This is a genomic window from Variovorax sp. Root473 (assembly GCF_001426505.1).
In the GTDB taxonomy this organism is placed as follows: domain Bacteria; phylum Pseudomonadota; class Gammaproteobacteria; order Burkholderiales; family Burkholderiaceae_C; genus Variovorax.
Map to the genome: position 1 here is coordinate 259,662 of NZ_LMEV01000020.1, position 14,536 is coordinate 274,197.

The window sequence follows — 14,536 nt, forward strand, 5'->3', positions numbered from 1 at the left end:
GGGACGAACGAAGAGAAAAAGAAGCGCCATGAGCATCGACCTGCAGACCCTCAAATGCGGCGAGTGCGGCAGCAGCGCGCTGCGCCGCACCGGCCTGAACGAATACACCTGCTCGCACTGCGGTTCGATGTCACTGGTCGAAGACGACGTGTCCGACCGCCTCGAGCGCGTGCTGCAGCAGGTCAAGCACCACGCCGGCCAGCAGATCGCGGCCGAACAGGCGCTGCGCCAGAAGCAGATGCTGCGCATGATCGGCTTCGTCGTGATCGGCTTTGTCGGCGTGGCGCTGGCCATCCAGGTCGCGATGCTGCTGTTCGGTTCGGGCAAGCAGAACAACGTGCCCACGGTGGCGCGCGCGATCGTCGACCGCACCATCCCGACGGACGGCCTGAAGCTCTCCGAGCCGCGCCAGGTGCTCGTCGGCGAGCGGCCGAAGCTGTGGGTGCTGGCGCGCAACGAAACCGGCCGGCCGCTCGAACGGCCCAGCCTGAAGGTCGTGTTCCACGATGGCGACACCCGGCTGAGCGAGCGCAGCGAATCGTTGCCGATCGACGTGCTGATGCCCGGCGAGTCCGCGCCCGTGGTGGTCGACCTGCCGTCGGGCAAGAACGTCACGCGGCAGGATGTCACGGTCGAGAAGCTGTCCGAACCGCGCAGCGCCGCCGAAGGGCCGCGGCTGGTGTTCTCGCGCCGGCGGCTGGTGCAGCAGGGCGAGCGCGTGCGCCTGGCCGGCCGCATCGTGCATGCGGGTGCGCCGGGGGCACCCGCACTGGGCAGCATCGAGGCGCTTGTCACGCTGTACGACGATGCGGGCCAGGTGATCGGCACGGGTCGCGGCCATGCGCCGGGCTCCATGCTGGAGCCCGGGGGGCGTACCGCGATCGATGTCGACATCAGCCGCTTCGGCCGTGGCACCGCCATTGCGGCGTGGGACTACCGCGTCGGTTACCGCACGGTCGCGCCCTCGGGCTCGCGTACGACGGTGCTGAGTGCCGACCGCGTGATCCGCGCGACCGGCGGGCCGGAGGTCTTCCACCCCGACCTGCGGCTGAGCACTGAAGACCTGTTGGCCGAGGACAGCGAGCGCTTCGACCCGCGGCAGCTCGAGCTGCTGCCGCTGGTGGCGGGACGCAGCACGATCCAGCGGCCGCTTTTCATGACCGAGCTGGTGAACCGCAGCACCGACGCCGTGGCAATCACGCCCGGCGCGGTGATCTCGCGCTTCGGCGGCAGCACGGCCGACGGCACCACGCGTCTCGACGAGCTGGCCTACCTGTATCCGGGCGAGCGCTTTCCGATCCTGTTCGAGCCGAGGGCCGTGGACCGCATCACGCAGACCCGCGTCGAGTGGAAGCCGATGCGCCGCGCCGCATTGCCTGGCCCGCGCAAGCCGCTGGAGGTGCAGGTGACGGGCACCAAGGCCGGCACCGGCAGCGTGCTGCTCAACTTCAGCCAGCGCTTCACCTACAAGAGCGTGGAGGTCACGGGCACGGTGAAGAACCCCGGCACGGCCATCGCGGCCAAGGTGCGCCTGTGGGTGAGCCTGCGCGACCGCAACGACCAGCTGACCGGCTTCAAGGTGGTCGAGAACCTGCCGGCCATTGCGCCGGGCGAGAGCGTGCCCTTCCAGGTCCACGTGACGCAGCACGGCCGCGATTTCGCGAGCGTCGGGACGCTATACCAAACCGAATAGCCCCGTGCGTGACGGCATGGGCGGTTCGCGCCATGATCGCGCCATGATTCCGCTTTCGATCCTCGACCTCTCCCCGATCACCGAAGGCAGCGATGCCGCGCAGTCGTTCCGCAACTCGCTGTCGCTGGCGCAGCACGGCGAGAAGCTGGGCTACACGCGCTACTGGCTCGCCGAGCACCACGGCATGCCGGGCATCGCGAGCGCGGCCACGGCCGTGCTGCTGTCGTACGTGGGCGCGGGCACCTCCACCATCCGCATCGGCGCCGGCGGCGTGATGCTGCCCAACCACTCGCCGCTGGTGATCGCCGAACAGTTCGGCACGCTGGAGTCGCTGTACCCGGGCCGTGTCGACCTCGGCCTGGGCCGCGCGCCCGGTTCCGACCAGCGCACCGCGCGCGCCCTGCGGCGCAACCTGGAGTCCGACGCCGACCAGTTCCCGCAGGACGTGATGGAACTCATGGACTTCATGTCGAAGAATCCGCAGCAGGCCGTGCGCGCCGTGCCGGGCGCGGGGCTCGAAGTGCCGGTGTGGATCCTCGGGTCGAGCACCTTCGGCGCTCAGCTCGCAGCGCACCTGGGGCTGCCGTACGCCTTCGCCTCGCACTTCGCGCCGCAGCAGATCATGCAGGCCATCCAGATCTACCGCGAGACCTTCAAGCCCTCGGCGCAACTGAGCAAGCCCTACGTGATGCTGGGCTTCAACGTGTTCGCGGCCGACACCGACGCCGAGGCCGAGTTCCGCGCCACCTCGTGGCAGCAGGCTTTCGTGAACCTGCGCAGTGGCCGTCCCGGGCGCCTGCCGCCGCCGGTCGAGAACTACCGCCAGAAGGTCGGGCCGGCGGAGAACGCGCTGCTCGACTCGGTGCTGTCGTGCTCGGCCGTGGGCTCGGTCGAGACCGTGAAGCAGGGCGTGGAAGCGTTCGTGGCGCGCACCGGCGCCGACGAACTCATGATCACTTCGCAGGTGTTCGACCACGCCGCCCGGCTGCGCTCGTACGAGCTGCTGGCCGAGGCATTCGGTCAGAAGCAGGCCTGAGGATCAGGCCCGCTTGCGGGCTTCCTCGTCCACGAGGTCCTTCTTCGAGAGCTTGCCCACGGCGGTCTTGGGCAGCTCGGCGCGGATTTCGAGCGCGCCGATCATCTCGTGCTTGCCCAGGCGGTTCTTCAGGAAAGACTTGAGCGTGTCGAGCGTGAGGTCGTCTGCGCCGTCCTTGAGCTTCACGAAGGCCTTGGGCGACTGGCCGCGGTACGCGTCGGGCACGCCGATCACGCAGACCTCGGCCACCGACGGGTGCTCGTACACCGCCTCTTCGAGCACGCGCGGATAGACGTTGTAGCCGCCGCACAGCAGCATGTCCTTGGTGCGGTCGACGATGTAGAGGTAGCCGTCGGCGTCCATCTTCGCGACATCGCCGCTGCGGAAGTAGCCGTCGGCCGTCATCGACTCGGCGGTGGCCTTCGGGTTGTTCCAGTAGCCCTTCATGACGTTCGGGCCCTGCACGCACAGCTCGCCCGGTTCGCCGAACGTGGTCACGTCCTTCGTCGGATCGTCGAGGTTCACGAGCTTGATGCGCACCTGCGGCAGCGGCATGCCGCACGAGCCGGCCTTGCGCACGCCACGTGCGGGCGTGAAGGTGCCCACGGGCGAGGTCTCGGTCATGCCCCAGCCTTCGTTGAGGTGACAGCCCGTCAGTTCGAAGAAGCGCTGCTCCACCTCCACCGGCAGCGGCGCGCCGCCCGAGCCGCAGAACTTCAGCGAGCGCAGGTCCATCTCCCTGGCCTTGGGGTGCGACAGGATGGCGGTGTACATGGTCGGCACGCCGGGGAACACGCTGATCCTGCTGGCCGCGAGTTCGTTCATCACCGCGTCGACGTCGAAGCGCGTGTGCAGCACCAGCGCCGCGCCCAGGCGCACGCCCAGCAGCATCGCTGCGCTCAGCGCGAAGATGTGGAACAGCGGCAGCACGACCAGGAAGCGCTCCTTGCCTTCGTCGAGGATCGGTGGCTCGCCGCGCGTCGATTCGTAGTACTGCGCCGAAGCCGACGTGAGGTTGGCGTGCGTGAGCATCGCGCCCTTGGGCAGGCCCGTGGTGCCGCCCGTGTACTGCAGCACCACGATCTCTTCGGCCAGGTCGCCCAGCGGGTAGGTCTGGTGCGTGCCTTCGCTTTGGAGCAGGTCGGTGAAGCGCACGTGGCGCGCATCGGTGGGCACGGGCGCGATCTGGCCTGCGGCCTGCAGTTGCGCCTGCACCTTGTCGCCCGCCGCGCCGTGGTCGCCGAGGCTGCCGACCACCAGCGTCTTCAGGCGCGAGCTGTCGAGCAGGCGCGCCATCAGCGGATACAGGTTCACGAGGTCGAGCGTGACGAGGATGTCGGTGCGGCTGTCCTCGATCTTGTGGGCCAGCACGCGCTCGGCGTCCAGCGGCGAGTAGTTCACGACCGTGCCGCCGGCCTTGAGCACGGCGAAGAAGGCGATCGGGTAGTGCGGTGTGTTCGGCAGGTAGAGGCCGACGTGCACGCCTGGCTTCACGCCCAGGTCCTGCAGGCCCTTGGCGGCGCGGTCGACTGCGTCGCCGAGCTGGCGGTAGGTCAGCGACTGGCCCATGAACTCGACGGCCGAGTGGTCGGGCCAGCGCGCGACCGCCTCGTCGAGCATCTGCTGCACCGGCTTGACGGGCAGTTCGGCGTCCCAGCGCATGCCGGGCGGGTAGTTGCGCGTCCAGGGAAGGGTGTCGCCAGAAGGGGGAAGGTTCGCCATGCGTCGTGTCTCCGCTGTGTTTCGGGTCACTGTAGCGCCGGCCTTTCGCATCGTGGCGTGCGGGCTGACAAGCCGGCGACACGGGTTTTCCCGATTTCCCACACGCCGGATGCCCCTGTCGCCGGGCTGGGACAATGGCGGGCTTATGGCAAAACAACGGATCGTGGTCGGGCTGAGCGGCGGGGTGGACTCCGCGGTCACCGCGCACCTGCTCAAGCAGCAGGGGCACGAGGTGGTCGGCATCTTCATGAAGAACTGGGAGGACGACGACGACAGCGAGTACTGCTCGTCGAACGTCGACTTCATCGACGCCGCCAGCGTGGCCGACGTGCTGGGCATCGAGATCGAGCACGTCAACTTCGCCGCCGACTACAAGGACCGCGTGTTCGCCGAGTTCCTGCGCGAATACAAGGCCGGCCGCACGCCGAACCCCGACGTGCTGTGCAACGCCGAGATCAAGTTCAAGGCCTTCCTCGACCACGCCATGCGGCTGGGCGCCGAGAAGATCGCCACCGGCCACTACGCCCGCGTGCGCCTGAACGAGGCCACGGGCCGGCACGAACTGCTCAAGGGGCTCGACAACTCGAAGGACCAGAGCTACTTCCTGCATCGCCTGAACCAGGCCCAGCTGTCGAAGACGCTGTTCCCGGTCGGCGAGCTGCACAAGACCGAGGTGCGCCGCATCGCCGAGGAAATCGGCCTGCCCAACGCGAAGAAGAAGGACTCGACCGGCATCTGCTTCATCGGCGAGCGGCCGTTCCGCGACTTCCTGAACCGCTACATCTCGAAGGAGCCGGGCCCGATCAAGGACGATCGCGGCCGCAAGCTCGGCGAGCACCAGGGCCTGAGCTTCTACACGCTGGGCCAGCGCCAGGGCCTGGGCATCGGCGGCGTGAAGGAGAAGGGCGCACAGCGCGGCGCGGGCGACCATTCGCCGTGGTTCGTCGCGCGCAAGGACGTCGAGAAGAACACGCTGTGGGTGGTGCAGGGGCACGACCATCCGTGGCTGCTGTCGACCGACCTGACGGCGGACGATGCGAGCTGGGTGGCGGGTGATGCGCCTGCGGCCGGCACCTATGGTTCGAAGGCGCGCTACCGGCAGGCCGATGCGGCCTGTGAGTTGGGCGAGGGCGCCAACGGTGCATTCAGCCTGCGCTTCGGTGCGCCGCAATGGGCGGTCACGCCGGGGCAGTCGGCCGTGCTGTACGACGGCGAGCGCTGCCTCGGGGGCGGCGTCATCGTCTGATTCGAGCGGCGGCTCAGCGCGACTGCCGCACGCCGTCTTCGGTGTGGATCAGCGACAGCGGGTGGCGCTTGCCGGCGAGGTAGTCCTCGATGCAGCGCAGCAGCAGCGGGCTGCGATGGCGCGCCACGCTGGCGCGGATTTCGTCCGCGCTCATCCACAGCGTGCGCACGATGCCTTCGTCGAGCGCGCGGCCTTCTTCGCGCGCACCCAGTTCGCCGGTGAAGGCAAAACGCATGTAGGTCACGTCGGGCTGCTCGGCCGAGCGCGCCATGTACACGCCGAGCAGCGCGGTCGGTGTGAAGGCGTGGGCCGTTTCCTCGAGTGTTTCGCGGATGCAGCCGTCCTCGGGCGACTCGCCGGGGTCGAGGTGGCCGGCGGGGTTGTTGAGCTTCAGGCCGTCGTCGGTCTGCTCTTCGACGAGCAGGAAGCGGCCGTCTTGCTCGATCACCGCGGCCACGGTGACATTGGGTTTCCAGCGTGTGGGCATCGTGGGCGCGAGTCTATCGGCTATCGGACGCCGGCTGTGCGGCAGGCGCTGCGGCCGGGAGCGCGTCAGCGCAGGGCCGTGCCGGCCCGCGCCTGCACGTCGATGGTTTCCAGCCGGTAGCCCAGGCCATAGACCGCCAATAGCAGGAAGCCGTTCGAAGGCCGTAACTCGAGCTTGGTGCGCAGGCGCGACACGTGGGTATCGAGCGAGCGCGAGAGGGCTTCGACGCCCAGCCCCCACACCGCTTCATGCAGGTGCTCGCGCGAGAGCAGCCGCCCGAGGTTCTGGAACAGGAAGAGCGCCAGTTCGTATTCGCGGTTCTTCAGCTCGACCGTGGCGCCGTGGACCTTGATGGTGCGCGAGGGCGGAAAGAAATGGTACGGACCGAACACCAGCTCGGGCTCGTGCCGTGCGGGGTACGAGCGGCGAAGCAGCGCATTGATGCGGGCCTGGAATTCGGTCGGGCGCAGCGGCCTGGCCATGAAATCGTCGGCACCGACATTGAGGCCTTCGACCAGGTCGGTGTCGTCGTGGCAGTCGGTCACGAACAGGATAGGCATGCGGCTCTTGTGCTCCTGGCGGATCGTGCGCACGACGTCGGGTCCCTTCATGTCGGGCAGGCGCCAGCCGAGGACCAGCATGTCGAAGGTCTCGCGGCGCAATGCATGGAGCAGTGCCTTGCCACCGGGGAAGGCGTGGCACTCGTGGCCGAGGCTCGCCATGGTTTGGTTGATCAACTGAAGCTGGTCCGGCTCAGTGTCGAGTACCGCAATTCGCATTCCATTCCCTTTCCGCCGTGAGCCGCTCTGTACATGTGTCGGCAATATGAATCGAAGTGTATCTATCTGCGTCTTCGATATCGGCTTCGAATTGCTGCTAATTTGCTCAATTTGATTTTATCTTTGTGATCAAATCGTTAATTGAATGCAATTGAATTCAATCGCACGCATTCGAAAAGAATCGCTGATCCGGTCGACGTGGGGGTTTCAACTCACGAGAACGGCGTCTCGCAAAAATCGCGTCGATCCTCAAGCTGCTATCAAATAAATAGCTATAAAACCAATGCAGATGGGCATCGAAAGGTGAGTCGCACGCGGTATGTTGGTGACAGTGAACGCTTGTAATCTTGCTGTAAGCTCTGCCCGCAATCCGTGCTGCCCCTTCCCCCTGAGGAGAACTCTATGTTGATAGGCGTGCCTGCCGAGACAGCGGCTGGCGAAACCCGAGTGGCCGTGACACCCGAAACGGTGAAGAAACTGGTGGCCTCCGGGCATACCGTGCGTGTGCAGGCCGGTGCCGGCATTGCGGCCAGCGTCACCGACGCGGCATACCAGACGGCAGGGGCCGAGATCACCGATGCAGCCGGGGCGTTCTGCGCCGACATGGTGCTCAAGGTGCGCACGCCCAGCGACGCCGAAGCGGCGCAGCTGAAGGCCGGCGCGGTCGTCATCGGCATGCTCAATCCTTTCGACGCGGCCGGCCTGCAACGCCTGGCTGCCGCGGGCGTCACGGCGTTCGCCCTCGAAGCCGCGCCGCGCACCACGCGCGCCCAGAGCATGGACGTGCTCAGCTCGCAGGCCAACATCGCGGGCTACAAGGCCGTGATGATCGCGGCCGACAAGTACCAGCGCTTCTTCCCCATGCTCATGACCGCTGCCGGCACCGTGAAAGCCGCGCGCGTCGTCATCCTGGGTGTCGGCGTGGCCGGCCTGCAGGCCATTGCCACGGCCAAGCGCCTGGGCGCCGTGATCGAGGCGTCGGACGTGCGTCCGAGCGTCAAGGAACAGATCGAGTCGCTGGGCGGCAAGTTCATCGAGGTGTCCTACGACACCGACGAAGAGAAGGAGGCCGCGGTCGGTGCCGGCGGCTACGCCAAGCCGATGCCTGCGAGCTGGCTCGCGCGCCAGCAGATCGAGGTTGCCAAGCGCGTCGCGCTGGCCGACGTGGTCATCAGCACCGCGCTCATCCCGGGCCGTGCGGCGCCGACCCTCATCACCGAGGACATGGTGAAGTCGATGAAGCCGGGCTCGGTCATCGTCGACATCGCGGCCGGCAAGGGCCCTGTCAATGCCGATGGTGGCGTGGGCGGCAACTGCCCGCTGTCGGAAGCCGACAAGACCGTGGTCAAGCATGGCGTGACCATCGTCGGCGAAACCAATCTTGCGGCGCTGGTGGCAGCCGACGCGTCGGCGCTGTATGCGCGCAACGTGCTCGACTTCCTCAAGCTCGTCGTCACGAAGGAAGGCGCACTCAAGATCGACCTTGAGGACGACATCGTCGCCGCCTGCCGCGTCACGCAGGACGGCCAGGTCACGCGCAAGTAAGAGCAGGCTGCCGTTCCATGAATCGCACCATGCTGCGCGCGAAGCTGCATCGCGCCACCGTCACCGAAGCCGACCTGCACTACGAAGGCTCGTGCGGCATCGACGAGGACCTGCTCGACGCGGCCGACATGCGCGAGTACGAAAAGATCGAGCTGTACAACGTCAACAACGGCGAGCGCTTCTCGACCTACGTCATCAAGGCGGCGCGCGGATCGGGCGCCATCTCGCTCAACGGCGCGGCGGCGCGCAAGGCGCATGTGGGCGACCTGCTCATCATCTGCACCTATGCCCCCATGACCGAGGTCGAAGCCGCCGACCACAAGCCCAAGGTGGTGCTGCTGGGCGATGCCAACCGCATCAACGAAGTCAAGCAGCTCTGACAGCGCCCTGGACCCAGAGACACCGAGACCGAACGAGGAGAAGAAAACACCATGGAAATCGTTTCGCACACCGTCATCAACCTGACCATCTTCGTGCTGGCCATCTACGTTGGCTACCACGTGGTCTGGACCGTCACGCCCGCGCTGCACACGCCGCTGATGGCCGTGACCAACGCCATCTCGGCCATCGTGATCGTGGGCGCCATGCTGGCCGCCGCGCTCACCACCACCCCGCTGGGCAAGACCATGGGCGTGCTCGCCGTGGCGCTGGCCGCGGTGAACGTCTTCGGCGGCTTCCTGGTCACGCGCCGGATGCTCGAGATGTTCAAGAAGAAAGACAAGAAGGCCGCCCCCAAGGCCGCTGAGGCAGCACAAGGAGTGGCCAAGTGAGCATGAACCTCGTCACGCTGCTGTACCTCGTTGCCAGCGTCTGCTTCATCCAGGCCCTGAAGGGCCTGTCGCATCCCACCACCTCGATCCGCGGCAACGTCTTCGGCATGACCGGCATGGCGATCGCCGTGCTGACCACCATTGCACTGGTGCACGCACAGGCGCGCGCCCTCAACGTCGAGTTCACCACCGGCATCGCCTGGGTGCTGGCCGCCGTCGTGGTCGGTGGCGGCCTGGGCGCCTTCATGGCCAACAAGGTCGAGATGACCAAGATGCCCGAGCTGGTCGCCTTCATGCACAGCATGATCGGCCTGGCCGCGGTGTTCATCGGCGTGGCCGCAGTGGCCGAGCCCTGGGCCTTCGGCATCACGGCCGCGCCCGTGGCGGCCGTCATCGGTGCGCGCACGCCCGACGGCGCCATCCTCTTCGACGGCTTCGTGCGCCACGGCATTCCTTACGGCAACCGGCTCGAGCTGTTCCTGGGTGCGGCCATCGGCGCCATCACCTTCAGCGGCTCGGTCATCGCCTTCGGCAAGCTCTCGGGCAAGTACAAGTTCCGCCTGTTCCAGGGCGCGCCGGTGCAGTTCAAGGGCCAGCACATGCTGAACCTGGTGCTGGGCCTGGCGACCATCGCCTTGGGCCTGGTGTTCGTGGCCACCGAAAGCTGGCCGGCATTCTTCGCGATGCTGGCGCTGGCCTTCGTGATGGGCGTGCTCATCATCATCCCGATCGGCGGCGCCGACATGCCGGTGGTGGTGTCGATGCTCAACAGCTACTCGGGCTGGGCGGCGGCCGGCATTGGCTTCAGCCTGAACAACGCGATGCTGATCGTGGCCGGTTCGCTGGTGGGCTCGTCGGGTGCGATCCTGAGCTACATCATGTGCAAGGCCATGAACCGCTCGTTCTTCAACGTGATTTTGGGCGGCTTCGGCGGCGAGGCGGCCGCGGCCACCGGCGGCGCGAAGGAACAGCGCCCGGTCAAGAGCGGCAGCGCCGACGACGCGGCCTTTGTGCTCGGCAACGCCGAGACTGTGGTCATCGTGCCCGGCTACGGCCTGGCCGTGGCGCGCGCCCAGCACGCCGTGAAGGAACTGGCGGCCAAGCTCACCGAGAAGGGCATCACCGTCAAGTACGCGATCCACCCGGTGGCCGGCCGCATGCCCGGCCACATGAACGTGCTGCTGGCCGAGGCCGAGGTGCCCTACGACCAGGTGTTCGAGATGGAAGACATCAATGGCGAGTTCGGCCAGGCCGACGTGGCGATCATCCTGGGTGCCAACGACGTGGTGAATCCTGCGGCGCACACCAAGGGCAGCCCGATCTACGGCATGCCGATCCTGGAAGCCTACAAGGCCAAGACTGTCATCGTGAACAAGCGCTCCATGGCGGCCGGCTACGCGGGCCTGGACAACGAACTCTTCTACATGGACAAGACCATGATGGTCTTTGGTGATGCGAAAAAAGTAGTGGAAGATATGGGCAAGGCCATCGAATAGGCCGAAGGTCCGCGCCCGCGATGCGGGCCCGATCGTCGCGGCGCCTTACGTGCGCCGTTTTCGTTTTAAAAACTCATCCGACTCCGAGGAGACACATCCATGACCGAACGCCCCTGGCTCAGCAGCTACCCGCAAGGCGTGCCCGCCGACATCGACGCTTCGCAGTACCCGTCGCTGGTGGCGCTCATGGAGGAGAGCTTCACCAAGCACGCCGACCGCACGGCCTACAGCTTCATGGGCAAGGACGTCAGCTACGCGGAAACCGACAAGCGGAGCAAGGCCTTCGCCGCGTACCTGCAGGGCCTGGGCCTGGCCAAGGGCGACCGTGTGGCCGTGATGATGCCCAACTGCCCGCAGTACCCGATCGCGGTGGCCGGCATCCTGCGCGCCGGCCTGATCCTGGTGAATGTGAACCCGCTGTACACGCCGCGCGAACTCGAGCATCAGTTGAAGGACTCGGGCGCCAAGGCGATCGTCATCATGGAGAACTTCGGCACCACGCTGCAGCAATGCATCGCGGCCACGCCGATCAAGCACATCGTGCTGGCGGCCATGGGCGACCGGCTCGGTTTCCTGAAGGGCGCGCTCGTCAACTACGTGGTGCGCAACGTGAAGAAGCTGGTGCCGCATTTCAGCCTGCCGGGCGCGGTGCGCTTCAACGACGCGCTCGACAAGGGCGCGAGCGGCAAGCTCAAGCCTGTGGCCATCGGCCCCGACGACGTGGCCGTGCTGCAGTACACCGGCGGCACCACCGGCGTGTCGAAAGGCGCGGTGCTGCTGCATCGCAACGTGATCGCCAACGTGCTGCAGTCCGAAGCCTGGAACGAGCCCGTCATGGCCAAGGTGCCGGCCAACGAACAGCCCACCAGCGTGTGCGCACTGCCGCTGTATCACATCTTCGCGTTCACGGTCGGCATGATGCTGAACATGCGCACGGGCGGCAAGCTGATCCTCATTCCGAACCCGCGCGACATTCCCGGCGTGCTGAAAGAACTGTCGAAGCACACCATCCACAGCTTCCCGGCTGTCAACACGCTGTTCAACGGACTGGCGAACCACCCTGACTTCAACACCGTCAACTGGAAGAACCTGAAGGTTTCCGTTGGCGGCGGCATGGCCGTGCAGGCCGCGGTGGCCAAGCTCTGGCTCGAGAAAACCGGATGCCCGATCTGCGAAGGCTACGGCCTCTCGGAAACCTCGCCTTCGACCACCTGCAACCCGACCAACAGCACCGCCTACACCGGCACCATCGGCCTGCCGCTGCCGAGCACCTGGCTCAAGCTGCTCGACGACGAGGGCAACGAAGTGCCGACCGGCGAGCGCGGCGAGATCGCCATCAAGGGCCCGCAGGTCATGGCCGGCTACTGGCAGCGCCCCGACGAGACCGCCAAGGTCATGACGCCCGACGGCTACTTCAAGAGCGGCGACATCGGCGTGGTCGACGAGCGCGGCTACTTCAAGGTGGTCGACCGCAAGAAGGACATGATTTTGGTGTCGGGCTTCAACGTGTACCCGAACGAGATCGAGGACGTCGTGGCAATGCTGCCCGGCGTGCTCGAATGCGCCGCAGTGGGCGTGCCCGACGACAAGACCGGTGAGGCCGTGAAGCTGGTCATCGTCAAGAAGGACCCGGCACTCACCGAAGCGCAGGTGCGCGAGTACTGCCGCGCCAACCTCACGGGCTACAAGCAGCCGCGCGTGATCGAGTTCCGCACCGACATGCCCAAGACCCCGGTGGGCAAGATCCTGCGGCGCGAACTGCGGGATAGCAAGAAGTAGTAAGGGTTCCGCCCGGGTGGGGCCGGGGCATCGATCTTGCATATTCGCGGGTCGATGCTCAGATTCATCTATGTCCGCCTAGGCTTGCTCGTGCCGACCTTCATCGGCATGACCTTGCTGGCCTTCTTTCTCATCCGGCTGGTGCCGGGTGACCCCATCGAGACGATGGCCGGCGAGCGCGGCATCGACCCCGCGCGCCACGCCCAGCTGCGCACCGCCATGGGCCTGGACAAGCCCCTGCTCGTGCAATACGGCATCTACATCGGCCGCGTGCTGCAGGGCGACCTGGGCAAGTCGCTCATCACGCAGGACACGGTGATGAGCGAGTTCCTCGCGCTCTTTCCGGCCACGGTCGAACTCGCCGTGTGCGCGATTCTTTTCGCGCTGCTGCTCGGGCTGCCGGCCGGCATCTTGGCGGCGGTGCGGCGCAACTCCATCTTCGACCACGGCGTGATGGCCACGTCGCTCACCGGCTACTCGATGCCGATCTTCTGGTGGGGCCTGCTGCTCATCCTGTTCTTCTCGGTGCAGCTGGGGTGGACGCCGGTGTCGGGCCGCATCTCGGTGCAGTACTTCGTCGAGCCGCAGACCGGCTTCCTGCTGATCGACGCGCTGCGCGCCGGCGAGACCGAGGCCTTCTGGTCGGCGCTGCACCACCTCATCCTTCCGGCCATCGTGCTGGGCACCGTGCCGCTGGCCGTCATCGCGCGCATGACGCGCTCAGCCATGCTCGAAGTGCTGGGCGAGGACTACATCCGCACCGCGCGCGCCAAGGGCCTGTCGCGCTTTCGCGTGGTGGGCCTGCATGCGCTGCGCAACGCGCTGATCCCGGTCGTGACGGTCATCGGCCTGCAGATCGGCGTGCTCTTCACCGGCGCGATCCTCACCGAGACCATCTTCTCCTGGCCGGGTGTCGGCAAGTGGCTCATCGAGGCCATCGGGCGGCGCGACTACCCGGTGCTGCAGGGCGGCATGCTGCTGCTCGGCGGCATCGTGATGCTGCTCAACCTGCTGGTGGACGTCGCCTACGGCGTCATCAACCCGCGGATCAGGCACTGAGCCCATGGCAGGCAACACCCACGCGGTTGCCCCCGGCACGCCGGCCTCGGTGCCTCCCGGCCCCTGGCGCGAGTTCTGGACCGCTTTCTCGGCGAACCGCGGCGCTGTCATCGGCCTCGTCACCATCGTCGTGCTGCTGCTGGTGGCGCTGTTCGCGCCGTGGATCGCGCCGCATGCGCCGAACGAGACCAACGCCGCGGCCTTCCTCAAGCCACCGGCCTGGCAGGAGGGCGGCTCGTGGCAGTACGTGCTGGGCACGGACGCCATCGGGCGCGACATCCTGTCGCGGCTCATGCACGGCGCGCGGCTGTCGCTGTCGATCGGCGTCGCCGTGGTGGCGCTGTCGGTGGTGGTGGGCGTGGTGCTCGGGCTCGTCGCCGGCTTCTTCCGCGGCGCGCTGGAGATCGCGATCATGCGGATGATGGACATCATCCTCACGATGCCCAGCCTGCTGATGGCCATCGTGATCGTCGCGATCCTCGGGCCGGGGCTCGTCAACGCCATGCTCGCGGTGGCCATCGTCGTGCTGCCGCACTACGTGCGCATCACGCGCGCCACCGTCATCGCCGAGGTCTCGCGCGACTACGTGACCGCTGCGCGCGTGAGCGGCGCCGGCACGCTGCGCCTGATGTTCCGCGAGGTGCTGCCCAACTGCTCGGCACCGCTGATCGTGCAGGCCTCGTTGGGCGTCTCGACCGCCATCCTCGATGCGGCGGCGCTCGGCTTCATCGGCCTGGGCGCGCAGCCGCCGTCGCCCGAGTGGGGAACCATGCTGGCCGACGCGCGCGAGTTCGTGCTGCGCGCGTGGTGGGTCGTCACCTTTCCGGGCCTTGCGATTCTTGCGGCGGTGCTGGCGTTCAACCTGCTGGGCGACGGGCTGCGCGATGCGCTCGATCCCAAGCTCAAGCGCTGAAGCAAAGGAGA

At 66.9% G+C, this 14,536-nt stretch carries 13 protein-coding genes; 10 read left to right on the top strand and 3 right to left on the bottom strand.

What is annotated here, in order from left to right; genetic code table 11:
- Positions 1-28 precede the first annotated feature (28 nt).
- Positions 29-1,693 carry an FxLYD domain-containing protein gene (locus tag ASD34_RS25960; RefSeq protein WP_056584214.1) on the top strand — a complete coding sequence of 555 codons (1,665 nt, stop codon included), beginning with the start codon at positions 29-31 and terminating at the stop codon, positions 1,691-1,693.
- Positions 1,694-1,736: 43 nt separating this feature from the next.
- A complete protein-coding gene (locus ASD34_RS25965; protein ID WP_056584708.1) occupies positions 1,737-2,729 on the top strand; it encodes an LLM class flavin-dependent oxidoreductase in 993 nt (330 codons plus the stop codon).
- Between the two features lie 3 nt (positions 2,730-2,732).
- Here ASD34_RS25965 and ASD34_RS25970 read toward each other — a convergent pair whose 3' ends face one another.
- Positions 2,733-4,451, bottom strand: a complete 1,719-nt coding sequence (locus tag ASD34_RS25970) for a long-chain-fatty-acid--CoA ligase (RefSeq protein ID WP_056584218.1) — start codon at positions 4,449-4,451, stop codon at positions 2,733-2,735.
- Between the two features lie 145 nt (positions 4,452-4,596).
- Here ASD34_RS25970 and mnmA point away from each other — a divergent pair, with 145 nt between their 5' ends.
- Positions 4,597-5,697: a tRNA 2-thiouridine(34) synthase MnmA gene (gene mnmA / locus ASD34_RS25975; RefSeq protein WP_056584221.1), complete on the top strand. Its 1,101-nt coding sequence runs from the start codon at positions 4,597-4,599 to the stop codon at positions 5,695-5,697.
- 13 nt (positions 5,698-5,710) lie between these two features.
- Here mnmA and ASD34_RS25980 read toward each other — a convergent pair whose 3' ends face one another.
- Both ASD34_RS25980 and ASD34_RS25985 read right to left on the bottom strand, forming a co-directional pair.
- A complete protein-coding gene (locus ASD34_RS25980) occupies positions 5,711-6,184 on the bottom strand; it encodes an NUDIX hydrolase (RefSeq protein WP_056584224.1) in 474 nt (157 codons plus the stop codon).
- Positions 6,185-6,249: 65 nt separating this feature from the next.
- The gene (locus ASD34_RS25985; protein WP_056584227.1) at positions 6,250-6,963 is read right to left on the bottom strand and encodes a response regulator transcription factor; all 714 of its coding nucleotides are present in this window, start codon (positions 6,961-6,963) and stop codon (positions 6,250-6,252) included.
- 402 nt (positions 6,964-7,365) lie between these two features.
- Between ASD34_RS25985 and ASD34_RS25990 the strand changes: the two genes are divergently transcribed.
- The 7 genes from ASD34_RS25990 (at position 7,366) to ASD34_RS26020 (ending at position 14,525) form a co-directional block, all read left to right on the top strand.
- Positions 7,366-8,508 (top strand): Re/Si-specific NAD(P)(+) transhydrogenase subunit alpha, encoded by a 1,143-nt coding sequence (locus tag ASD34_RS25990; protein ID WP_056584230.1) that lies wholly within the window; start codon positions 7,366-7,368, stop codon positions 8,506-8,508.
- A gap of 17 nt (positions 8,509-8,525) precedes the next feature.
- Complete coding sequence (gene panD / locus ASD34_RS25995; protein ID WP_056584233.1) at positions 8,526-8,888, top strand: aspartate 1-decarboxylase; 363 nt, start codon at positions 8,526-8,528, stop codon at positions 8,886-8,888.
- Positions 8,889-8,939: 51 nt separating this feature from the next.
- Positions 8,940-9,278, top strand: coding sequence for an NAD(P) transhydrogenase subunit alpha (locus ASD34_RS26000; RefSeq protein ID WP_056584236.1), 339 nt, complete (start codon positions 8,940-8,942; stop codon positions 9,276-9,278).
- Entirely contained in the window at positions 9,275-10,774 is a 1,500-nt protein-coding gene (locus ASD34_RS26005; protein ID WP_056584238.1) for an NAD(P)(+) transhydrogenase (Re/Si-specific) subunit beta, read from the top strand. The genes ASD34_RS26000 and ASD34_RS26005 overlap by 4 nt, the downstream gene beginning before the upstream one ends.
- 99 nt (positions 10,775-10,873) lie before the next feature.
- On the top strand, positions 10,874-12,553 hold the full coding sequence (locus ASD34_RS26010) for a long-chain-fatty-acid--CoA ligase (RefSeq protein WP_056584242.1): 1,680 nt from the start codon (positions 10,874-10,876) through the stop codon (positions 12,551-12,553).
- A gap of 54 nt (positions 12,554-12,607) precedes the next feature.
- The gene (locus tag ASD34_RS26015) at positions 12,608-13,612 is read left to right on the top strand and encodes an ABC transporter permease subunit (RefSeq protein WP_056584245.1); all 1,005 of its coding nucleotides are present in this window, start codon (positions 12,608-12,610) and stop codon (positions 13,610-13,612) included.
- A 4-nt stretch (positions 13,613-13,616) separates the two neighbouring features.
- Positions 13,617-14,525, top strand: coding sequence for an ABC transporter permease subunit (locus tag ASD34_RS26020; RefSeq protein ID WP_056584248.1), 909 nt, complete (start codon positions 13,617-13,619; stop codon positions 14,523-14,525).
- Positions 14,526-14,536 lie beyond the last annotated feature (11 nt).